The sequence below is a fragment of the Curtobacterium sp. MEB011 genome (genome assembly GCF_030209655.1).
Taxonomy (GTDB): Bacteria; Actinomycetota; Actinomycetes; order Actinomycetales; family Microbacteriaceae; genus Curtobacterium; species Curtobacterium poinsettiae.
The window spans coordinates 394,853-416,152 of record NZ_JARVRN010000006.1 but is presented as its reverse complement, the minus strand read 5'-3'; the positions used below and the strand labels follow the sequence as shown (position 1 = coordinate 416,152).

The window sequence follows — 21,300 nt, the reverse complement described above, 5'->3', positions numbered from 1 at the left end:
TGCCTACGCTGCAAAGGTCAAACGCGCCCGGGTGACACAGCTGTGCCCGAACGCGTCCCATGCACCAGGAGGAACCTTGATCAAGAAGCGCGCCGGGCTCACCGCCCTCGCCGTGCTCGGGGCCACAGCACTCGCCCTGACCGCCTGCTCCAGCAACAGCTCCAACGGGGGTGGCTCGGGCTCGGCGAACGCGTCCGGGATCGTCACCACGAACGGCACCGAGCCGCAGAAGCCCCTCATCCCGTCGAACACCACCGAGACCGGTGGCGGCAAGGTCATCGACTCGCTCTTCGAGGGCCTCGTCTCGTACGACGCCGACGGCAAGCCCGTCAACGAGGTCGCGAAGAGCATCGACACCGATGACTCGAAGACCTTCGACATCAAGCTGAACACGGGTTACACCTTCACCAACGGCGAGAAGGTCACTGCCGAGTCGTTCACGAAGGCGTGGAACTGGGCAGCCCAGTTCTCGAACAAGCAGAGCGCCTCGTACTTCTTCGAGAACATCGAGGGGTACAACGCCGAGAAGGACTCCGAGCTCACCGGCCTCAAGGTCGTGAGCGACGACGAGTTCACCGTGAAGCTGAAGTCGGCCCAGTCGGACTTCCCGCTCTCGCTCGGCTACTCGGCCTTCGTGCCGCTGCCGTCCTCGTTCTACGACGACACCAAGGCCTTCGGTGAGAACCCGATCGGCAACGGTCCGTACAAGTTCGACGGCAAGAAGGCCTGGACGCACAACCAGTCCATCAAGCTCGTCGCCAACAAGGACTACGAGGGCAAGCGCAAGCCGAAGAACGGTGGTCTGACGATCACGTTCTACACCTCGCAGGACACCGCCTACGCCGACGCGCAGGGCGGCAACCTCGACGTCCTCGACGCCGTGCCGGACGCGAACTTCCAGACGTACAAGTCGGACTTCCCGGACTCGAACGTCAACCAGCCGGCCGCGATCTTCCAGGGCATCTACCTGCCCTACTACCTCGACCACTGGAAGGGCGAGGAAGGCAAGCTGCGTCGCGAGGCCGTCTCGATGGCGATCAACCGCAAGGAGATCACCGACAAGATCTTCGACGGCACCCGCACCCCGGCCAAGGACTTCACCTCGCCGGTGATCGCCGGCTGGAACGACGACCTCGAGGGCTCCGAGGTCCTGGACTACAACAAGTCCGAGGCCAAGAAGCTCTGGGCCGAGGCCGACAAGATCTCGAAGTACAACGACACCCTCACCATCACGTACAACGCCGATGGTGGCCACCAGGCGTGGGTGACCGCGGTCACGAACTCGATCTCGAGCACGCTCGGCATCAAGGCCGAGGGCAACGCGATCCCGACGTTCCAGGAAGCCCTGGACCTGCAGACGAACGACAAGCTCACGGGCGGCAGCCGTACCGGTTGGCAGGCCGACTACCCGTCGCTGTACAACTTCCTCGGCCCGACCATGGGCAAGGGCTCGTCGAGCAACTACGCGCGCTACGACTCGGCTGAGTACAACGAGCTGCTCGCCAAGGGCCGTTCGGCAGCCACCGTCGAAGAGGGCAACAAGATCTTCGACCAGGCCCAGGAACTCCTGTTCAAGGACCTGCCCGAGATCCCGCTCTGGTACTCCAACGTGACCGGCGTCTGGAACGCCGACACGGTGTCGAACGTCAAGTTCGGCTGGAACTCGGTGCCGCTGTACTACGACGTCGAGGTCAAGAACTGACCCTGGTCTCGTAGAGACCACCCCGCGAGCAGGTATCCTGCCTCGCGACCACCGGACGGGGGTTCGGGGACCACACGGTCCCCGAACCCCCGTACCGCGGCGGCAAGACCTTCCCCCACACTGCGGGCGCCCTCCCGCACCGGACTTCCGTGCCGACCCTCGGACCGTCCACCCCTCACCACAATGAACCTGATCGACATCGCTCCGGACCGGGCAGTGATCTGATGCTCTGGTACCTCGGCAAGCGCCTCCTGCAACTCATCCCCGTGTTCTTCGGGGCCACGTTCCTCATCTACTTCATGGTCTTCTCGCTGCCCGGCGACCCGATCGCCGCGCTGTTCGGCGACCGTCAGCCGACGCCGCAGGTGATCGAGCAGCTGCGACAGCAGTACAACCTCGACAAGCCGTTCATCGTCCAGTACCTGCTCTGGATCGGCGGCGTGTTCCGCGGCGACCTCGGCGTGACGTACTCGGGCCTGCCGGTCAGCTCACAGCTCGCCTCGGCGTTCCCGATCACCGCCCGCCTGGCGATCCTGGCGCTGCTGTTCGAGTCGGTCGCCGGCATCGTCGTCGGTGTCATCGCTGGTCTGCGCAAGGGCAAGCTGTTCGACGCCACCGCACTCGTCGTGTCGCTGCTGCTCATCTCGGTCCCGACCTTCGTCGTCGGGTTCCTGCTGCAGTACGTCTTCGGCATCAACCTCGGCCTGTTCCGGGTGACGGTGTCGGGCGAAGCGCCGTGGGACGAACTCGTGCTGCCCGCGATCGTGCTCGCCTCGGTGTCGTTCGCGTACATCGTGCGTCTGACGCGCGCGAGCGTGGCCGAGAACATGAGCGCGGACTTCGTCCGCACCGCGACGGCCAAGGGTCTTCCGCGTCGTCGGGTGATCGGGGTGCACATCTTCCGCAACTCGCTCATCCCCGTGGTGACGTACCTGGGTGTCGACATCGGCAACCTGATGGTCGGCGCCGTGGTGACCGAGGGCATCTTCAACATCCACGGTGTGGGTGGCACGGTGTTCCAGGCCGTCAAGCTCGGCGAGGGTCCGACCGTCGTGTCGTTCGTCGCCGTGATGGTCATCATCTTCATGCTCGCCAACCTCCTGGTCGACCTGCTCTACGCCGTCCTGGACCCGAGGATCCGCTATGCCAAGTAACGCCGCATCCCGCTCGGCGACGCACTACGTCGCTCCGATCGAGGAGACCCCGCTCCAAGCGGTCGACCAGGTCGACGAGAACGAGAAGACCCGGTCCACCTGGACCGATGCCTGGGACTCCATGCGTGTCCGCCCGATGTTCTGGGTGTCCGCCGTGCTCATCCTGCTCATCGTCGTCGTGGCGCTGTTCCCGGGTCTCTTCACGCACATCGACCCGAGGAAGGCGATCCTCGCGAAGAGCAACGAGGGCCCGGAAGCCGGCCACATCTTCGGGTACAACCGCCAGGGGTACGACGTGTACTCACGCGTGATCTGGGGTGCACGGAACTCGCTGATCGTCGGCATCGTCGCCACCGTGCTGGTCACGATCGTCGGTGTCATCATCGGCGCTCTCGCCGGCTTCTACGGCGGATGGCTCGACACGATCGTGTCCCGCATCGCGGACATCTTCTTCTCCATCCCCACCGTGCTCGGCGCGATCGTGATCATGTCGGTCATCCCGGCGCGGAACGCGATCACCGTGGCGTTGGTCCTCGCGGCGTTCGCTTGGCCGCAGATCGCTCGCATCATGCGTGGTGCCGTGCTCAGCGCGAAGCAGTCCGACTACGTCATGGCCTCGGCCGCGCTCGGCGTCAGTCGCTTCAAGACGCTGGTCCGGCACGTGATCCCGAACTCGGTGGCGCCGGTCATCGTCGTGTCGACCGTGTCGCTCGGCACGTTCATCGTGGCCGAGGCGACCCTGTCGTTCCTCGGTATCGGGCTCCCGGACTCAGCGCTCAGCTGGGGCCTCGACATCGGGACCGCGCAGGTCTCGATCCGAACGGCACCGTCGACGATCTTCTGGCCGTCGGCAGCCCTGTCCATCACCGTGCTCGCGTTCCTGCTCCTCGGTGACGTGGTGCGCGATGCGCTCGACCCGAAGGCGAGGGCCCGCCGATGAGCGAGACACTGACCCAGCCGAACAGCCGCCGTACCGGCGGCTCCGGCGCCCCGCTGCTCGAGATCACCGACCTGCAGGTCGGCTTCAAGACCCAGAGCGGCCTCGTGCAGGCCGTCCGCGGCGTGAACCTCACCCTCGAACAGGGCGAGCGCCTGGCCATCGTCGGCGAGTCCGGTTCCGGCAAGTCGACGAGCGCCCAGGCGATCATCAAGCTGCTCCCCGGCACCGGTGAGGTCACCGGCGGCTCGATCAAGTTCAACGGGCGCGAGCTCGTCGGGCTGAGCGACAAGGAGATGTCGGAGATCCGCGGGAAGGAGATCGGCTACGTCCCCCAGGACCCGATGTCGAACCTCAACCCGCTGTGGTCGATCGGCTTCCAGGTCGAAGAGGCCATCCGTGCGAACGGCATGGCGACCGGCAAGGCCGCCGTCCGCGCCCGCGCGGTCGAGGTCCTGCAGGAAGCCGGCCTCGGCGACGCGTCGACCCGCCTGAAGCAGTACCCGCACGAGTTCTCCGGCGGCATGCGGCAGCGTGTGCTCATCGGCATCGGTCTGTCGAGCCGCCCGCAGCTGCTCATCGCCGACGAGCCGACGAGTGCGCTCGACGTCACGGTCCAGCGCGTCATCCTCGACCACCTCGAGACCCTGACCCGCGACTTCGGCACCTCGGTGCTGTTCATCACGCACGACCTCGGCCTCGCTGCCGAGCGGGCCGAGAAGCTCGTCGTGATGTACAAGGGACAGGTCGTCGAGGCCGGCCCCTCCAAGGAGATCCTGGCCAACCCGCAGCACCCGTACACGCAGCGCCTCGTCGCGGCGGCCCCCTCGCTGGCCAGCCGTCGCATCCAGTCGAAGGTGCAGCACCAGCGGATCGACATCGCCGACACCGGCAGTGACGACGCCGAGCTCATCGCCCGCGCCCAGGAGCGCGAGCACCGTCCAGCCGAGGACCTCATCGTGGTGAAGAACCTCGAGAAGGTCTACAAGCTGCGCGGCAAGAGCCTCGCCACGCGGGAGCTCAAGGCCGTCGACGACGTGTCGTTCTCGATCCAGAAGGGCACCACCACGGCGCTCGTCGGCGAGTCCGGTTCGGGCAAGTCGACCGTCGCGAAGCTCGTCCTGCAGCTCGAGAGCATCACGAGCGGCACCGTGCAGTTCGACGGCATCGACATCGGCGCGCTGAAGGGCAAGGACCTCTTCGACTTCCGCCGCCGTGTGCAGCCGGTGTTCCAGGACCCGTACGGCTCCCTGGACCCGATGTACAACGTCGGGAACACGATCGCCGAGCCGCTCGCCACGCACAAGGTGGGCGACAAGGCCTCGCGCCGTGCCCGGGTGCTCGAGCTCCTCGACCAGGTCGCGCTCCCGAAGTCGATGGTGAACCGCTACCCGAACGAGCTGTCCGGTGGTCAGCGACAGCGCATCGCCGTCGCTCGCGCGCTGGCGCTCAAGCCGGAGGTCATCGTCCTCGACGAGGCCGTCTCCGCGCTCGACGTGCTCGTGCAGGGCCAGATCCTCGACCTGCTCACCGAGCTGCAGACCGAGCTCGGCCTGACGTACCTGTTCATCACGCACGACCTCGCGGTCGTCCGCCTCGTCGCGGACAACGTGTGCGTCATGCGTCGTGGGCAGATCGTCGAGAAGGCGACGACCGACGAGGTCTTCGCCGCCCCGAAGGAGCAGTACACGAAGGACCTCCTGGCCGCCATCCCCGGCGCCGGGTTCGAGTTCGGACGCTGATCCCCCTGGACACGAACGAGGCCGGACGCCCCCTCGTCCTCCGCGCTGGTCGCGGGGGCGCGGTGGCGGCCGGCCTCGTCGCCGTCCTGGGCGTCTTCCTGCTGGGCGACGCCGCGTTCCGGGGGAGCTGGGACGTCGTGCTCCGCGCCGCCGGCCCGATCGCCGTGCTCGTCTGGGCGCTCTGGGTCCTGACCTTCCGCCCGTGCATCGTCATCGACGACCGTGCGGTCACGGTGCTCAACCCGCTCCGCCGCACCGTGGTGCCGTGGCACGCGGTCGCCGACGTCCGGCTCCGCTGGCAGATCGTGATCGAGACGGTCGCCGGACGCAAGGTCCAGTGCTGGGGCGGCCCGTCGCTGCCGCGGCCGAAACCCGCCCGACGCGGCGAGCGTGCCGTGATGCGCCAGCCCGACGAGATGACGGTCCTGCTCGACCGATGGTCTGAGCGCCGCGCGGCGACCGGCACCGGTGATGCCGTGCGCGGCTGGGACGCGCCGGCACTGGCGGTCGGCGCCGCTGCGCTGGCGCTGCTCGCCGCCTCGCTGCTCAGCCTGTGGCTGGGAGCCTGACGCGGCTCGCGATCGCGACCACACGACGGACGGGAGGCCCGGTACCAGCTGGTACCGGGCCTCCCGTCCGTCTGCTGGTCACGTCCACGACGTGACCGTCGTCGTCAGACGACCGCGCCGACCCGCTCGGTGAGCAGGTGCTCCTGGTCGGTCTGGATGCAGGCGACGCCACGGCCGTGCACGGGCTCGAGGCCCGGGTCGATGGTGCGGCACTGCTCCTGCCGGCCCTCGTCGAGGAGCTGGTAGAGCGGGCAGCGCGTGCGGAACCGGCAGCCGTCGATGCGCTCCGTGGGGGAGGGCAGGTCGCCCTCGAGCAGGATGCGCCCGCGGGCGGCCTCGGCCATCGGGTCCGGCACCGGGACAGCCGACAGCAGGGCCCGCGTGTACGGGTGCTGCGGGTCCGAGAAGACCGCGTCCCCGTCGCCGTACTCGACGATGCGGCCGAGGTACATGACGGCGACGTCGTCGGCGATGTGCCGGACGACGGACAGGTCGTGCGCCACGAACAGGTAGGACAGGCCGAGACGGTGCTTGAGGTCCTCGAGCAGGTTGATCACACCGGCCTGCACCGAGACGTCGAGTGCGGACACCGGCTCGTCGAGCACCAGGATCTTCGGCTCCACGATCAGCGCACGGGCGATGCCGATGCGCTGCCGCTGGCCGCCCGAGAACTCGTGCGGGTACCGGTCGATGTAGGTCGGCTCGAGGCCGACCAGCTCGAGCACCTCGCGCACGCGCCGACGGATCTCGTCCTTCGCGACGCCGTGCACCGTGAGGGGTTCGCCGATCACCGAACCGATGTCGAGGCGCGGGTCGATCGACGCCATCGGGTCCTGGAAGACCACCTGGATGTCGCGGCGCAGGGCCAGACGGTCCTTCTTGGAGAGCGAGGCGGTGTCGACGCCGTTCACCCGGATGGTGCCGTGCTGGGCGCCGGCGAGTTCGAGGATCTCCATGATCGTCGTCGTCTTGCCGCAGCCGGACTCGCCGACCAGGCCGAGCACCTGCCCGCGCTTGAGCGTCAGGGAGATGCCGTCCACCGCGTGCACCTCGCCGATCTGCCGGCGGAACAGTGCGCCCTTGGTGAGCGGGAACGTCTTGACCACGTCGTCCAGTTCGAGCACGACGTCGTCGCCGTGGTCGACGCTGGCCTCGGGGACGTCCTCGGGGCGGGGGAAGATCTCCGAGCGCTCGAGGGTGCCCGCGGCGATCTCGTCGCGGCGGATGCACGCGGCGGTGTGCTCGTCGAGCAGGGTGCCGTTGCCGATCGTCTGCACGGCGCCGGTCATGACCGGGTTGTCGGCGCTCTGCGGCACCGTCGTCGCGACGAGGGCGGGTTCGCCGTCGCGGCAGGCGTCGAGGACGGCGGGGCAGCGGTCGGCGAACGGGCAGCCCGTCGGCTTCTGCGTCAGCAGGGGCGGGCGGCCGTCGAGCGGGACGAGCCGCTCGGTGCGGGCGGACGTCATGTTCGGCATCGAGCGGAGCAGCCCGATCGTGTACGGCATCACCGGCTCGCGGAACAGCGGCAGGACCGGTGCCGTCTCGACGATCCGGCCGGCGTACATCACGGCGACGCGGTCGGCGTTGCCGGCGACGACGCCCAGGTCGTGCGTGATGAGCACGACGGCCGCACCGGTCATGTCCTTCGCGGTCTGCAGCACGTCGAGGATCTGCGCCTGGATCGTTACGTCGAGGGCGGTGGTCGGCTCGTCGGCGATGATCAGCTTCGGGTCGTTCGCGATGGCGATCGCGATCATCGCGCGCTGCCGCATGCCGCCGGAGAACTCGTGCGGGAACGCGTCGAGCCGTCGCGCCGGGTTCGGGATGCCGACGATGCGCAGCAGTTCCTCGGCGCGGGTGCGCGCGGCGTGTGCGGTCAGCGACCGGTCGTGCAGGCGCAGGCCCTCGACGATCTGCTGCCCGATCGTGTACACCGGCGTCAGGGCGGACAGCGGGTCCTGGAACACCATCGCGATGTCACGACCGCGCAGCGCCGACATCTCACGGTCGTTCTTGCCGACGAGCTCCTGCCCGTCGAAGCGGATGCTGCCCTGCACCTGGGCGGACGACGGCAGCAGGCCCATCACGGCCATCGAGGACACCGACTTGCCGGACCCCGATTCACCGACGATCCCGAGGAACTCGCCGGGGGCGACCGAGTAGTCGACACCCCGGACCGCGTAGACGGGCTTGGTCTTCGGGTTGAACGTGACCGACAGGTCGGACACGGTGAGCAGCGGCTCAGTCACGGTTGGCTCCGGAGGTGGGGTCGATGGCGTCGCGCAGGGCGTCGCCGAGCAGGCTGGTCGAGAGCACGGTCGCGACGAGGGTCGCTGCGGGCAGGACGAAGAGCCACGGGCGGGTGACGGCCGACTGGCTGCCGGCGGCGAGCAGGGTGCCGAGCGAGACGTCGGGGATCTGGATGCCGAAGCCGAAGTAGCTGAGGGCGCTCTCGGAGAGGATCATCGCCCCGACACCCAGCGTCGCGTCGATGATGAGCAGCGATGCCACGTTGGGCAGGATGTGCCGTCGGATGATGGTGAACGAGGGCACACCCATGAACCGGGCGGCCTTGACGTAGTCGCGCTCGCGCAGGGACATCGTCTGCCCCCGGATCACCCGGGCCATGATCATCCAGCCGAAGATCGCCAGCCCCACGATGAGTGCGAGCCAGCTGAGGTTCTTGAACAGCGGGCTGAGGAGCACGAGCGCGTAGAACGACGGGATCACCAGGAGCAGGTCGATGCCCCAGACGAGCGCACGGTCGACGAACCCACCGAAGTACCCGGCGACCGCGCCGACGATGCCGGCGATGAGGGTCGCGGCCGGTCCGGCGATGAGTCCGATGAGCAGCGACTTCTGCAGGCCGACCAGGGTCTGCGCGTAGATGTCCTGGCCGATGTCGTTCGTGCCGAACCAGTGCGCGGCGCTCGGCGGCATGCCGAACGCGAGCCCGTCGGAGTCGGAGGCGTTCCAGTGGTACAGGTGCGGGCCGACGAACGCCCAGAGGATGATGAGCAGCAGCGCACCGCCGCCGATGCGCGCGCGCCAGGTGCCGAACACCTTGCGCCAGAGCGGGGTGCGGCCGCCCTTCACCTCGATGACGTGCGCCGGCGTCCCGGCGTTGCCGTCGCCGGGGTCACCGGCGGTGGTCGTGGTCGTGGGGTCGAGAACAGACACGGGTCACACCCTCACTCGCGGGTCGAGCGCGGCGTACAGCAGGTCCGCGAGGGTCCCTGCGATGAGCACGAGGATCGCCGTGAAGAGGATCGTGCCCGCTGCCGCGTTGATGTCGTTGTTCGTGATGCTCTGGATGAAGTACTCACCCATGCCGTGCCAGCTGAAGACCAGCTCGGTGATGCTCGCACCCGTCAGGATCAACCCGAACGAGTAGGCGAAGAAGGTCGACATCGGGATGAGGGCGACCCGCACGCCGTGGCGCATGATCGCCGATCCGCGCGTGCGGCCCTTCGACCGGGCGGTCCGGATGAAGTCGTTCGACAGGACGTCGAGCATCGCGGAGCGCTGGTAGCGCGAGTACGACGCGACGGCGCCGACCGTCAGCGAGATCGTGGGTAACAACAGGTGCACGAGTCGGTCGCCGAGCACCGGGAAGAACCCGCTCACCCCCGGCGTGTACTCACCGGTGAAGCTGATCACCTGTGCGCCGACGCCCTGGTTGAGGGAGGTCGCCAGGATCATCAGCACGACCGCGATCACGAACGGCGGGGTCGCGAGCACCGTGAACGACGCGTAGGTCGAGACCTGGTCGGACACCTTGTACTGCCGGACCGCGTTCCAGACGCCGAGCAGCACGCCGAAGAGCGCACCGAGCAGCGTGCCGATCACGAGCAGTCGCAGGCTCGTCCCGGACCGGGCGATGATGTCGGCCGTCACCTCGGTGCCGCGCGAACTCATGCCGAGCGACCCGTGCGTGACCAGGCCGACCCACCAGTCCCAGGTGCGGACGAGGATGGGGGTGTTCGGATCGGCGCCGAGCTTGCGGAGCGACGCGTCGATGGTGCCCTGCGGCACGGCCGGGTTGCGCCCGAGGAACCGGGCGGCCGGGTTGAGCGTCGTGCTGGCGAGGATGTACCCGAGCGTGGTCGCCACGATCGTCAGGACGATGTAGTTGACGATCCGCTTTGCGATGAAGGCGAGCATGTGGTTGGTGACCTCTGGGTGCGGCCGTCCGTCCGGACGGCGTTGTCGGTGGCGACAGGCTAGCCGGTCCGGACGGCGGGGTGGGACAACGGAAGTGACGTTATGCAACATTCGTTACGAGCGTGTTTCGATTCCTCGCAGAGACCCTTGTGCAGCCTTCGGATGTGGCTAGGGTTCTCAACCAACAGACGCGACGGCGGGGCCGCCGCGGTCCAGCGCGAACTGCGCGAACCACAACGAAAGGGAATCCTCGCCATGCGAAAGAGGATCAAGGGCATCGCGGTCCTGGCCACCGCTGCGGCAGCTGCCGTCGTGCTGGCGGGCTGCTCCGGCGGCGGAGAAGCGGGCGGCGACAACTCCGCGGTCGCCGAATCGTCGCTGAAGTCGACCGGCTGGACCGTCGCGGACCGCGCCGACGTCAAGGACGGCGGGTCGATCACCCTGCCGATCGACACAGCTCCGGCGAACTGGCAGCTGGCCAACCTTGACTCGGGGACGGTCGACGACACGACGATCTCGCAGACCTACCTGCCGGGGTTCATCCAGTTCAAGGAGAACGGCGAGTGGGAGGCGAACAAGGACTACGCGACCTCCGTCGAGCTGACCAAGGACTCGCCCCAGACCGTCGAGATCAAGATCAACCCGAAGGCCGTGTGGTCGGACGGCACCCCGATCAGCGCGAAGGACGTCATCGCGAACTGGAAGGCGCTGAACGGCACGAACAAGGCCTTCGCGCCCCTCGCCACCAACGTGTGGGAGGACGTGGACTCGGTCAAGCAGGGCTCCGACGAGCGTGACGTCATCATGACGTTCTCGAAGACCAACGCCGACTGGGCGAGCGTCCTCGGCGCGATCTACCCGTACTGGGCCGTCGACACCCCGGACCACTTCAACAAGGCCTGGGCCAAGGGTCCGTACGCCGCCGACGGCAAGACCTACGTCTCCGGTGGTCCGTACATCCTGAAGTCCTTCGACGCCAACGGTGGCGTCGTGACCTTCGAGAAGAACTCCAAGTGGTGGGGCGACCCGGGCAAGCTCGACACGATCGTCTTCAAGACGGTCTCGCGTGACGGCGTCGCCCAGGCGTACGGCAACAAGGAGCTCGACGCGTTCAACCTGAACGGCAGCGCCGACAACCTCAAGACGGCGAACTCGCGGTCCGACTCGAAGATCGAGCGCTCGCTCGGCACCACGCAGCGTCAGATCACGCTGAACGGCACCTCGGACGTCTTCAAGGACCAGGACGTGCGCCAGGCGTTCGCACAGGCCATCAACCGCAAGGTCGTCGCCCAGGCGATCCTGTCGCCGGTGAAGAGCCCGGGCGACGTGCTCAACAACCTCGTCTACCTGCCCGGTCAGCAGGGCTACGAGGACGACGCGTCGAGCGTCTACGGCTACAGCACGGACAAGGCGAAGTCGAAGCTCGAGGACGCCGGCTGGAAGATCGGTTCGGACGGATACGCGACCAAGGGCGGCAAGGAACTCGACGTCCGCTTCGTGATCCCCTCGGACAACCCGAACTCGGCGAACGTCGCGCAGCTCGTGCAGCAGCAGACGAAGCTCGCCGGCTTCAAGGTCACCATCGACACCGTCCCGACCGACGACTTCTTCACGAAGTACGTCACCACGTCGACGCGTGACTTCGACGCCACGTACTTCGCATGGCAGGGCACCCCGTTCCCGATCTCGTCGCTGAAGTCGATCTACTACCCCGCCGACGCCGGCCAGAACTACAGCGGCGTGACGGACGACTCGCTCGGCGCCGCCTGGGACAAGGCGAACGGCGAACTCGACGCGGATGCCCGCATCAAGGACGCGCAGGCCATCGGCAAGAAGATCGTCGCGGTCGCCGGCACCATCCCGCTGTTCGCCGAGCCGTACGCCTGGGGCGTTCGCAAGGACCTGGTGAACTACGGTCCGGCGCAGTTCCAGCAGTCGTCGGTCAAGTGGCAGGACGTCGGCTACAAGAAGTAGCCACACCGCACGAGAACGACACCGCACACGAACGACACCCCCGACGTCGCACGACGCCGGGGGTGTCGTTCTGCGTCCGGGCGAGTCAGAACTGTGCCGCCGCGAGCGACGCGGCGAACCCGAGGACCACGAGCGCCAGGATCGTCCAGCCGTGGGTGCGGTGCGTGATCGGCGCAGCCGTCACGGACGACGGGGGCGGGCCGTCCTGCGTCACCGGAGCGGGCACGTGGGTCAGCATCAGCGCGGCCGCAGCGTCGACGTCCAGGCGATCCGGGCCTCCTGGCCGGTCACCGGTGTGCGCGGCGAGACGCGCCGTCGGGCGGGTCGCGATCCAGACGCGGCGAACGCCCTCGCTGGTGACCACCTCGATGCCGTACTTCGTGCGCACCTCGCTGACGCGCGACCAGGTGTAGGTGCTGGTGCGCCGGACGTCGACGATGCGCAGGTGCTCGGGCGTCAGCTCGAACCGCGGCCGCCACAGCACCGCCCACGCGACGAAGGCGACGGCGATGGTCGGGATCGGCACGAGCCACGGGGTTCCGCCGCCGATCAGGGCCAGCGGGACGAGCACGACGGCCACGACCCAGAGGACGAGGGCGAGGGCGCGCAGGCCCGGGGCGACGATGGTGGTGTGCACCGGACGAGGGTACGAGATGCCTCCCCGGAGACGCCCGGGGAGCGGGTGTGACACACCGGCGCGTATCTCCGGACGACCCGATTCCCCGGGGAGGCAGATCCTTGACGGACCCTCGTGCCGTCCATGGTCGTCGCCCCCGGTTGGGGTGTCAACACCCCGTTTCGACGAGCTCAGCGGACTCCCACGCCGGGGCTACGAAACGAGCAGTTCGATCTGTTCGCGGATCGTCTCGGCCTTCGGGAACCGCAGGCCGACCAGGCCGATGTGGCGCCATCGGAGCACGCCGTCGGGGCCGATCACGAACACGGATCGTCGCAGGCCGATCCCCGGTGCCTGGACGCCGTAGGCGCGGATGACCGAGCCCGCGGTGTCGCTGAGCAGGGGGAACGCGAGCGAGGAGCCGCGGGCAAACTCCTCGTGCGAGTCGAGTGCCTGGGGGCTGATGCCCCACACCGTGGCACCGAGGTCGGTGAACTCGTCGAGTTCGGCCTGGTAGCTGCAGAGCTGGGCCGTGCAGATCGCCGTCGCGTCGCCCGGGTAGAAGGCCAGCACGACCGTGCGGCCGATCTCGGCGGACAGGTCGTACTCGTCGTCGGAGCGGACGCCACGGCGCACGACCATCCCCGGCAGGGTGAACGACGGTGCGGACTCGCCGATCGCGGGGATGCTCATGCGCTCACCGTAGGGCTGCGGTTCGGCCCTCGGACCTCGGCGCGCTGTGCTGGGGTTGTGGATGCGCCCGGTGGCGCGCTGAACGGCCGACGGGCCAGCGAGCCGGCGGCCCCGCGACGCGGCGTTCCGCCAGCGGCCCCGCGGCCTACGCGAACAACTGCGGGAACGCGTGCGCCACCCAGGGGTACCCGACGAAGACCACCGCGTCGAGCAGGGCGTGCGTGATCACGAGCGGCAGCAGCCGACCCCACTTCGTGTAGATCCAGCCGAACACGACGCCCATCACCGCGTTGCCGATGAACGCCCCGAAGCCCTGGTACAGGTGGTAGCTGCCACGCAGCAGGGCGGTCGACAGGATCATCTGCCAGCGGCCCCACCCGAGGTCACCGAGCCGGGCGTAGAGGTACCCGATCACGATCACCTCCTCCTGCAGCCCCGAGCGGATCGCGGACAGCAGCAGGACCGGGATCGTCCACCAGTACGAGTTCAGTGCGGCGGGGTCGACGGCGACCGTGATGCCGAGCGCACGTCCGGCGAAGTACAGCGCGAGCCCCGGGATCCCGATGCAGAGCGCGATCAGGGCCGGGCCGCCCAGGTCCGGCTTCGCCCGGAACCGGTCGATGCCGAGCCGGCCGAGGTGCGGTCGCGAGGTGCTCCACAGCAGGGAGCAGACGAGTGCCACCGGGGCCAGGTCCACCGCGATGCCCAGGAGCTGCCGGGCGAGGTCGACGTACTGCACCGTCGTCGACGAGGTGTTCAGGGCCGTCGACTGCTCGCCGAGCGGCGTCGTCTGCGACAGGTCGTCGATGATCTGCAGGATCGAGTACAGGGCGCTGGCGCCGAGCGAGAGCAGCAGGACGATGGTGATCTCGACCCACGTTCGCCGACGGCTCATCGTCAGTACTCCTGTCTGTTGCGAACTACCGGTAGACTGGCGTGTCGGGCGTTCTGCCCGCGGGTGCGGTGCTGTGAAGACACTGGCCCGACACTCTCCCAGAAATTGAAGGATGTCCTGTATGGCGCTCGCCACCCGGTCCGACCTGCGCAACGTCGCCATCGTGGCACACGTCGACCACGGCAAGACCACCCTCGTCGACGCGATGCTCACGCAGACCAACTCGTTCGACGCCCACTTCGAGGGCGAAGACCGCATGATGGACTCGAACGACCTCGAGCGCGAGAAGGGCATCACGATCCTCGCGAAGAACACGTCGGTGCTCTACAACGGCAAGCACGCGACCGAGTTCGGCTCGGACGGCCCCATCACCATCAACGTGATCGACACCCCGGGTCACGCCGACTTCGGCGGCGAGGTCGAGCGCGGTCTGTCCATGGTCGACGGTGTCGTCCTGCTGGTCGACGCGTCCGAGGGCCCGCTGCCCCAGACCCGCTTCGTGCTCCGCAAGGCGCTCGCCGCGAAGCTCCCGGTGATCCTGCTCGTCAACAAGACGGACCGCCCCGACTCCCGCATCGACGAGGTCGTCTCCGAGTCGCAGGACCTGCTGCTCGGCCTGGCCTCCGACCTGTCGGACGAGGTCGACGACCTCGACCTCGACGCGATCCTCGACGTCCCGGTGGTCTACGCCTCGGGCCGCAACGGTGCCGCGTCGCGCAACAAGCCGAACGACGGCGAGCTGCCCGACAACGACGACCTCGAGCCCCTGTTCGAGGCCATCCTGCAGCACGTCCCGGCGCCGAAGTACGACGACCAGCACCCGCTGCAGGCCCACGTCACCAACCTCGACGCGTCGCCGTTCCTCGGTCGTCTCGCGCTGCTGCGCATCTTCCACGGCACGATGAAGAAGGGCCAGACGGTCGCGTGGGTCAAGCACGACGGCACCGTCGTCAACGCCCGCATCACCGAGCTCCTCATCACCAAGGCGCTCGAGCGCTACCCGGCCGAGTCGGCCGGCCCCGGTGACATCGTCGCCGTCGCCGGGTTCGACACGATCACCATCGGTGAGACCCTGTCCGACCCCGAGGACGTCCGCCCGCTGCCGACCATCACGGTCGACGACCCGGCGATCTCGATGACGATCGGCACGAACACCAGCCCGCTCGTCGGCAAGGTCAAGGGCCACAAGCTGACCGCCCGCATGGTCAAGGAGCGCCTCGACCGCGAGCTCATCGGCAACGTCTCGCTCAAGGTCCTCGACATCGGTCGTCCGGACGCGTGGGAGGTCCAGGGTCGCGGCGAGCTCGCACTGGCCATCCTCGTCGAGCAGATGCGTCGTGAGGGCTTCGAGCTCACCGTCGGCAAGCCGCAGGTCGTCACCAAGCGTGACGAGAACGGCAAGCTGCAGGAGCCGTACGAGCACATGACGATCGACACGCCGGAGGAGTACCTCGGCGCGATCACGCAGCTCATGGCCGCTCGCAAGGGCCGCATGGAGAACATGACGAACCACGGCACCGGCTGGGTGCGCATGGAGTTCATCGTCCCGTCGCGTGGCCTGATCGGCTTCCGCACGTCGTTCCTGACCGAGACCCGCGGCACCGGCATCGCCAACGCGATCTCGCACGGCTACGACGAGTGGGCCGGCCCGATCCAGACCCGCATCAACGGCTCGATCGTGTCCGACCGTTCGGGTGTCGTCACGCCGTTCGCCATCACGAACCTCCAGGAGCGGATGACCTTCTTCGTCAACCCGACCGAAGAGGTCTACGAGGGCATGGTCATCGGCGAGAACTCGCGCGCCGACGACATGGACGTCAACATCACGAAGGAGAAGAAGCTCACGAACATGCGTTCGGCGAACGCCGACTCCTTCGAGTCGATGACGCCGTCGCGCCAACTCTCGCTCGAGGAGTGCCTGGAGTTCGCGCGCGAGGACGAGTGCGTCGAGGTCACCCCGGCCGTCGTCCGCATCCGCAAGGTGGAGCTCGACGCGCAGGCCCGCCAGCGCTCGTACGCCCGCCTGAAGCGCCAGGACGCGTAAGCACCAGCACGAGCAACACCCTCGGAGGCCCGTCCTCCGTCCGACGGCCCGGTCACCTGCAACAGGTGGTCGGGCCGTTCGCGGTTGTACCGTGGTCAGCGTGACTCTCGACCTGCTCTCGATCTACCAGGACCTGCACGCCCACCCGGAGCTCGGCTTCCAGGAGCACCGCACCGCCGGTGTCATCGCCGCGAAGCTCGCCGAGATCGGGGGGATCGACGTGACGACGGGCGTCGGCGGCACCGGCGTCGTCGGTGTCGTCGCGAACGGCGAGGGCCCCGTGGTGTGGCTCCGCGCCGACATGGACGGCCTGCCGGTGCAGGAGCGCACCGGCCTGTCGTACGCCAGCGAGCACGTCGGCACCGACGACGAGGGCCGGGACGTCCCGACCATGCACGCCTGCGGCCACGACATCCACGTCACGTGGCTGCTCGGCACCCTCGAGCGCCTCGTCGCGACCACGGGGGACTGGCGCGGCACGGTCGTCGCCGTCTTCCAGCCTGCTGAAGAGGTCATCTCCGGCGCACGCGCGATGGTCGAGGACGGCCTGGTCGAGCGGTTCCCGAAGCCGGACGTCGTGCTCGGGCAGCACTCCGCGCCCGCACCGGTCGGCATCGTCGCCGTCGGCACCGGCCCGGTGATGGCGTCGAGCGACCGGCTGACGGTGACGTTCAACGGCCGCGGGGCGCACGGCTCGGCGCCGCAGGCCTCGCTCGACCCGGTCGTCACCGCGGCGTCGGCCGTCGTGCGGCTGCAGACCGTCGTCGCGCGCGAGGTCTCGCCGAGCGACGCGGGTGTCGTCACCGTCGGCAGCTTCCACGCCGGCACACGGGCGAACATCATCCCCGACGAGGCCGTGATCGAGATCTCGACCCGTGCCCGCAACGAGGAGACCCGCCAGCGCATCATCGCCTCGATCGAACGCATCGTCCGTGCCGAGAGCGCGGCCGGTGGGCTGTCCGAGCCGACGATCATCCGTGCTCCGGGCGCCGAGGTCACCGTGAACGACGCCGAGGCCGCCGCCACCGTGCTCGACGCCATCCGTGCCGAGGTGCCGGGTGCTCGCGACCTGGAGATCGGGCTCGCCATGGCGTCGGAGGACGTCGGACAGCTGGCCACCGCCGCCGGCGCGCCGCTCGTGTACTGGTTCACGGGCATCACCGACCCGGAGCGCTTCCGCCGTGGCGAGGAGATCCCGAGCAACCACTCGCCGTTCTACGCGCCGCAGGCCGAGACGGCGATCCCGGTGGGTGTCGACGCCCTGGTGGCGGCGACGCGCGCCTACGTCGCCTGAACCGTCCGTCGGCACGGAGGCCCGGGGCGGCCCCGCCGCGCAGGTGACCGCCCCGGGGACGGCACGTTCACAGCCAACTCGCGCCGCGCCTCCCGGCTCGTCCGTTACGGTCACGCCATGCGTTCCCTCCGTACCCCGCTGATCGCCGCCGTCGCTGCCGGCATCGCCCTGGCCGGACTCACCGGCTGCTCGACCGAGGCCGTGCAGCAGGCCACCGACCTCGGGTCCTCCGTCGCGTCGAACGTGGCCGACGGGGTCGCCGGCATCGACGGCAAGGCGATCCAGGACGGCATGTCCTCGGTCGCCGGTGGCATCGACGGCGCGCTCGACACGGCGCTCAAGGGCGCCGACGTGACCTCCGACGGCAAGGTGCCGGACGGGTTCCCGTCGGCCGACGTCCCGCTCGTCGACGGCACGGTGCTGGGCGGGGGAGCCGGACCGAACGGCTCCGGGTGGGTCGCCCAGGTCCGGGCGGCCTCCGTCGACGACTTCCGGACGGCCGCGCAGCAGCTCACGGATGCCGGGTACACCGAGTCGGCGAAGCGCGCGGACTCGTCCAGCGCGTTCGGCATGTTCCGGAGCGACGGCTACCGTGTCGTGCTGACGTTCTCGGACGGCAAGGACAGCGGTGGCGTCACGGCGACCTACATCGTCACGCCCCGCTAGTCCCGTACCCTTGGGGACGATGTCCAAGGCCCCCACCATGCGCCCGGAGCGCGTCCTGATCGTGCACGCCCACCCCGACGACGAGACGCTCTCGTCGGGTGGGACCATCGCCACCCTGCTCGAACGCGGTGCCGAGGTGACCGTGCTCACCGCGACCCGGGGCGAGCGCGGCGAGATGCTCACGGAGCAGCTGGCTCCGCTCGCGGGCGACCCCGCGCGGGTGGCGCGGCACCGGGAGACCGAGATCGCCGCGGCCCTCGCCGCCCTCGGCGGGCCGCAGCACCTGTGGCTCGGTGGGCGCGGCGCGCGGCCGACCGACCTGCCCGAGCGTCGGTACGTCGACTCCGGCATGCAGTGGGGCCCGGACGGCCGGGCCACCGCTGCGGCCGACGCCCCGGCCGACTCGCTGACCGCGGCCGACCTGGGCGAGGTGGTCGACGACGTGCGCGCAGCCATCCGCTCCACCGGAGCCGACGCGGTGATCAGCTACGCCGACGACGGCGGCTACGGACACCCCGACCACGTGCGGATGCACCACGCGGCGCAGTACGCGGCCCGTGCCGAAGAGGTCCCGTTCTCGATGATCGTCGACCCCGACAGCGGGCAGGCCGACGTCACCGTCGACGTCCTGCCGGTCCGGGCCAAGGTGCGGGCGGCCGTCGAGCAGTACCGCTCCCAGGTCGCCGTCGACCCCGTCGACCCCGCCGACCCGGCCGCGCTGTCGTGGGTGATGCCGCACGGTGTCCGACAACACGCCCCTGCGGTGGAGGCGTTCCGGCACGACGCGGCCCCGCAGCCGGCGGCGCCGCAGACCTACGGCGAGATGTCCGGTCAGGGCAAGGCCGCGGCGGCCGTGGTGTCGCTGCTGGTCGGGCTGCTCGCCGGCGGCCTCGGCACGGTGACGCACCAGCAGACGCTCGGCGCGTTCCCGGTCGGACTCGTCGTCACCACCCTCATCGTGCTCGGCCTGACCGTGGGCGTGCGGCTCGTCTACCGCTCGCGGACGATGGTCGCCGCGATCGGCATCGGCATCCTCGTCGCGACGCAGGTGCTCGTGTCGCTCGGTGGCGAGAGCTCGCCGCTCGTCCTCGCCAACGCGGCCGGGTACGTGTGGACCTTCGCCCCCGCGGCCATCACCGCCCTCGTCCTCGCGTGGCCGGACCTGTCGGGGCTGCGGTCCCGGACGGCCCCGGGCCACGAGTAGACTCAAACCCGCTCGTCGAAGGGAGCACCCGAACCGTGACCTACGTGATCGCCCAGCCGTGTGTCGACGTCAAGGACCGCGCCTGCATCGACGAATGCCCGGTCGACTGCATCTACGAGGGCGACCGCTCGCTGTACATCCACCCCGACGAGTGCGTCGACTGCGGTGCGTGTGAGCCGGTCTGCCCCGTCGAGGCCATCTACTACGAGGACGACCTGCCCGACCAGTGGGCCGACTACTACAAGGCCAACGTCGAGTTCTTCGACGAGGTCGGGTCGCCCGGTGGCGCTGCGAAGGTCGGCGTGATCCACAAGGACCACCCCGTCGTCGCTGCCGAGCCCGTCCGCGGCTGACCGGACCCCTCGTGGCGCTCGACCTCCCCGAATTCCCCTGGGACCAGCTCGTCCCGTTCAAGCAGCGCGCCGCGGCGTACGAGGGCGGGATCGTCGACCTCAGCGTCGGCTCGCCCGTCGACCCCACGCCCGAGGTCGTTCGCACCGCCCTGGCCACCGCCACCGACGCGCACGCCTACCCGCAGGTGGCCGGCACCCCGGCGCTCCGGCAGGCCATCGCCGACTGGTACGGCCGGCGGCACGGTGTCGCCCTGACCGAGGCGAACGCGCTGCCGACGATCGGCTCCAAGGAGTTCATCGCGGGCCTGGCGCTCTGGCTCGGCATCGGCCCCGGCGACACCGTGGTGTTCCCGGCAGCGGCGTACCCGACGTACGAGCTCGGCGCCGCACTGGTCCGGGCCCACGCCCTCGCCTCGGACGACCCGGCCGAGTGGCCGTCCACCACGAAGCTCGTCTGGCTGAACTCCCCGGGCAACCCGGACGGCCGCGTGCTCACCATCGACCAGCTTCGTGCCGCCGTGGTGCGCGCCCGCGAGCTCGGGGCCGTCATCGTCGGCGACGAGTGCTACGCCGAGCTCGGCTGGGACCCGGAGTACGCCACCACCCCGACCCCCACGATCCTCGACCCCCGGGTCGTCGGCGACTCGCTCGACGGCGTGCTCAGCGTGTACTCGCTGTCGAAGCAGTCGAACCTCGCCGGCTACCGTGCGGCCTTCGTCGCCGGTGACGCCGCGGTCCTGGCGGACGTGCTGGCCGTCCGCAAGCACGCCGGGCTGATGCCACCGTTGCCCGTGCAGCAGGCGATGGTCGTCGCGCTGCAGGACGAGACCCACGTGCAGCAGCAGAAGGCCCGCTACCGTGCCCGTCGGAACATGCTCCGGCAGGCACTCGAGGGCGCGGGCTTCCGCATCGACCACAGCGAAGCCGGGCTCTACCTCTGGGCGACCCGCGGCGAGCCGGCGCTCGACACCGTCGCCTGGCTCGCCGACCGCGGGATCCTCGTCGCACCGGGCACGTTCTACGGTGCAGCCGGGGGCGAACACGTCCGCGTGGCCCTGACGTCGACCGACGAACGGATCGCCGCAGCCTCCCAGCGACTGGCGAGCAGCCGGCGCCTCGGCACCGCGTAGCACGGACACGAGCACTCCCGCCGGCGCCCGCAATCCCTGGGAACCACCAAATCGTCACCTGGGATGTGTGCACGACCGACAGGTGCCGCGATTAGGCTGTCCTCGTGACTGACACTGCCAATGACGCTCAGAAGACGGCCACACCGCCCACCACGCCCGTCCC

The 21,300-nt window shown here is 69.2% G+C and carries 18 protein-coding genes; 12 read left to right on the top strand and 6 right to left on the bottom strand.

Features of this window, described 5'->3' with window-relative positions:
- Positions 1–76 precede the first annotated feature (76 nt).
- The 5 genes from QRN30_RS09155 (at position 77) to QRN30_RS09135 (ending at position 6,104) form a co-directional block, all read left to right on the top strand.
- The gene (locus tag QRN30_RS09155) at positions 77–1,702 is read left to right on the top strand and encodes a peptide ABC transporter substrate-binding protein (protein WP_056072930.1); all 1,626 of its coding nucleotides are present in this window, start codon (positions 77–79) and stop codon (positions 1,700–1,702) included.
- Positions 1,703–1,926: 224 nt separating this feature from the next.
- Positions 1,927–2,856, top strand: coding sequence for an ABC transporter permease (locus QRN30_RS09150; RefSeq protein WP_017887076.1), 930 nt, complete (start codon positions 1,927–1,929; stop codon positions 2,854–2,856).
- The gene (locus QRN30_RS09145; protein WP_017887075.1) at positions 2,846–3,796 is read left to right on the top strand and encodes an ABC transporter permease; all 951 of its coding nucleotides are present in this window, start codon (positions 2,846–2,848) and stop codon (positions 3,794–3,796) included. The genes QRN30_RS09150 and QRN30_RS09145 overlap by 11 nt, the downstream gene beginning before the upstream one ends.
- Positions 3,793–5,535 carry a dipeptide ABC transporter ATP-binding protein gene (locus tag QRN30_RS09140; protein WP_017887074.1) on the top strand — a complete coding sequence of 581 codons (1,743 nt, stop codon included), beginning with the start codon at positions 3,793–3,795 and terminating at the stop codon, positions 5,533–5,535. Before QRN30_RS09145 ends, QRN30_RS09140 begins: the two co-directional genes overlap by 4 nt.
- A gap of 62 nt (positions 5,536–5,597) precedes the next feature.
- A complete protein-coding gene (locus tag QRN30_RS09135; protein WP_042539361.1) occupies positions 5,598–6,104 on the top strand; it encodes a PH domain-containing protein in 507 nt (168 codons plus the stop codon).
- Positions 6,105–6,208: 104 nt separating this feature from the next.
- Here the strand turns inward: QRN30_RS09135 and QRN30_RS09130 are convergent, their stop codons facing one another.
- Genes QRN30_RS09130 through QRN30_RS09120 form a run of 3 tightly spaced genes read right to left on the bottom strand, consistent with a single transcriptional unit; the run spans position 6,209 to position 10,268 of the window.
- Entirely contained in the window at positions 6,209–8,353 is a 2,145-nt protein-coding gene (locus QRN30_RS09130; protein ID WP_017887072.1) for an ABC transporter ATP-binding protein, read from the bottom strand.
- On the bottom strand, positions 8,346–9,284 hold the full coding sequence (locus QRN30_RS09125; RefSeq protein ID WP_017887071.1) for an ABC transporter permease: 939 nt from the start codon (positions 9,282–9,284) through the stop codon (positions 8,346–8,348). The genes QRN30_RS09130 and QRN30_RS09125 overlap by 8 nt, the downstream gene beginning before the upstream one ends.
- Before the next feature lie 3 nt (positions 9,285–9,287).
- Positions 9,288–10,268, bottom strand: a complete 981-nt coding sequence (locus QRN30_RS09120; RefSeq protein WP_017887070.1) for an ABC transporter permease — start codon at positions 10,266–10,268, stop codon at positions 9,288–9,290.
- A gap of 255 nt (positions 10,269–10,523) precedes the next feature.
- On the opposite strand from QRN30_RS09120, the gene QRN30_RS09115 reads away from it, so the two are divergent.
- Entirely contained in the window at positions 10,524–12,242 is a 1,719-nt protein-coding gene (locus QRN30_RS09115; protein WP_017887069.1) for an ABC transporter family substrate-binding protein, read from the top strand.
- Between the two features lie 85 nt (positions 12,243–12,327).
- Here QRN30_RS09115 and QRN30_RS09110 read toward each other — a convergent pair whose 3' ends face one another.
- The 3 genes from QRN30_RS09110 to QRN30_RS09100 form a co-directional block, all read right to left on the bottom strand.
- Positions 12,328–12,879, bottom strand: a complete 552-nt coding sequence (locus QRN30_RS09110) for a PH domain-containing protein (RefSeq protein ID WP_284760929.1) — start codon at positions 12,877–12,879, stop codon at positions 12,328–12,330.
- Positions 12,880–13,071: 192 nt separating this feature from the next.
- Entirely contained in the window at positions 13,072–13,551 is a 480-nt protein-coding gene (locus tag QRN30_RS09105; RefSeq protein ID WP_159557579.1) for a peroxiredoxin, read from the bottom strand.
- A gap of 145 nt (positions 13,552–13,696) precedes the next feature.
- On the bottom strand, positions 13,697–14,446 hold the full coding sequence (locus tag QRN30_RS09100; protein WP_214518711.1) for a CPBP family intramembrane glutamic endopeptidase: 750 nt from the start codon (positions 14,444–14,446) through the stop codon (positions 13,697–13,699).
- 121 nt (positions 14,447–14,567) lie between these two features.
- Between QRN30_RS09100 and typA the strand changes: the two genes are divergently transcribed.
- The 6 genes from typA (at position 14,568) to dapC (ending at position 21,137) form a co-directional block, all read left to right on the top strand.
- Positions 14,568–16,490 (top strand): translational GTPase TypA, encoded by a 1,923-nt coding sequence (typA, locus tag QRN30_RS09095; protein WP_017887064.1) that lies wholly within the window; start codon positions 14,568–14,570, stop codon positions 16,488–16,490.
- Positions 16,491–16,590: 100 nt separating this feature from the next.
- The gene (locus QRN30_RS09090; protein WP_236559551.1) at positions 16,591–17,784 is read left to right on the top strand and encodes an amidohydrolase; all 1,194 of its coding nucleotides are present in this window, start codon (positions 16,591–16,593) and stop codon (positions 17,782–17,784) included.
- A 117-nt stretch (positions 17,785–17,901) separates the two neighbouring features.
- A complete protein-coding gene (locus QRN30_RS09085) occupies positions 17,902–18,450 on the top strand; it encodes a hypothetical protein (RefSeq protein WP_071251921.1) in 549 nt (182 codons plus the stop codon).
- A 19-nt stretch (positions 18,451–18,469) separates the two neighbouring features.
- Complete coding sequence (locus QRN30_RS09080; RefSeq protein WP_259551974.1) at positions 18,470–19,654, top strand: PIG-L family deacetylase; 1,185 nt, start codon at positions 18,470–18,472, stop codon at positions 19,652–19,654.
- A gap of 35 nt (positions 19,655–19,689) precedes the next feature.
- Positions 19,690–20,007 carry a ferredoxin gene (gene fdxA, locus QRN30_RS09075; protein ID WP_017887060.1) on the top strand — a complete coding sequence of 106 codons (318 nt, stop codon included), beginning with the start codon at positions 19,690–19,692 and terminating at the stop codon, positions 20,005–20,007.
- An 11-nt stretch (positions 20,008–20,018) separates the two neighbouring features.
- Positions 20,019–21,137 carry a succinyldiaminopimelate transaminase gene (gene dapC / locus QRN30_RS09070; protein WP_259496525.1) on the top strand — a complete coding sequence of 373 codons (1,119 nt, stop codon included), beginning with the start codon at positions 20,019–20,021 and terminating at the stop codon, positions 21,135–21,137.
- Positions 21,138–21,300 lie beyond the last annotated feature (163 nt).

Excerpts from the sequence above, each read along its gene's own strand:
- typA (WP_017887064.1), top strand. The coding sequence starts at position 14,568 with ATGGCGCTCGCCACCCGGTCCGACCTGCGCAACGTCGCCATCGTGGCA.
- QRN30_RS09115 (WP_017887069.1), top strand. The coding sequence starts at position 10,524 with ATGCGAAAGAGGATCAAGGGCATCGCGGTCCTGGCCACCGCTGCGGCA.
- QRN30_RS09150 (WP_017887076.1), top strand. The coding sequence starts at position 1,927 with ATGCTCTGGTACCTCGGCAAGCGCCTCCTGCAACTCATCCCCGTGTTC.
- QRN30_RS09105 (WP_159557579.1), bottom strand. The coding sequence starts at position 13,551 with ATGAGCATCCCCGCGATCGGCGAGTCCGCACCGTCGTTCACCCTGCCG.
- QRN30_RS09140 (WP_017887074.1), top strand. The coding sequence starts at position 3,793 with ATGAGCGAGACACTGACCCAGCCGAACAGCCGCCGTACCGGCGGCTCC.
- QRN30_RS09085 (WP_071251921.1), top strand. The coding sequence starts at position 17,902 with ATGCGTTCCCTCCGTACCCCGCTGATCGCCGCCGTCGCTGCCGGCATC.
- QRN30_RS09145 (WP_017887075.1), top strand. The coding sequence starts at position 2,846 with ATGCCAAGTAACGCCGCATCCCGCTCGGCGACGCACTACGTCGCTCCG.
- QRN30_RS09100 (WP_214518711.1), bottom strand. The coding sequence starts at position 14,446 with ATGAGCCGTCGGCGAACGTGGGTCGAGATCACCATCGTCCTGCTGCTC.
- QRN30_RS09080 (WP_259551974.1), top strand. The coding sequence starts at position 18,470 with ATGTCCAAGGCCCCCACCATGCGCCCGGAGCGCGTCCTGATCGTGCAC.
- QRN30_RS09120 (WP_017887070.1), bottom strand. The coding sequence starts at position 10,268 with ATGCTCGCCTTCATCGCAAAGCGGATCGTCAACTACATCGTCCTGACG.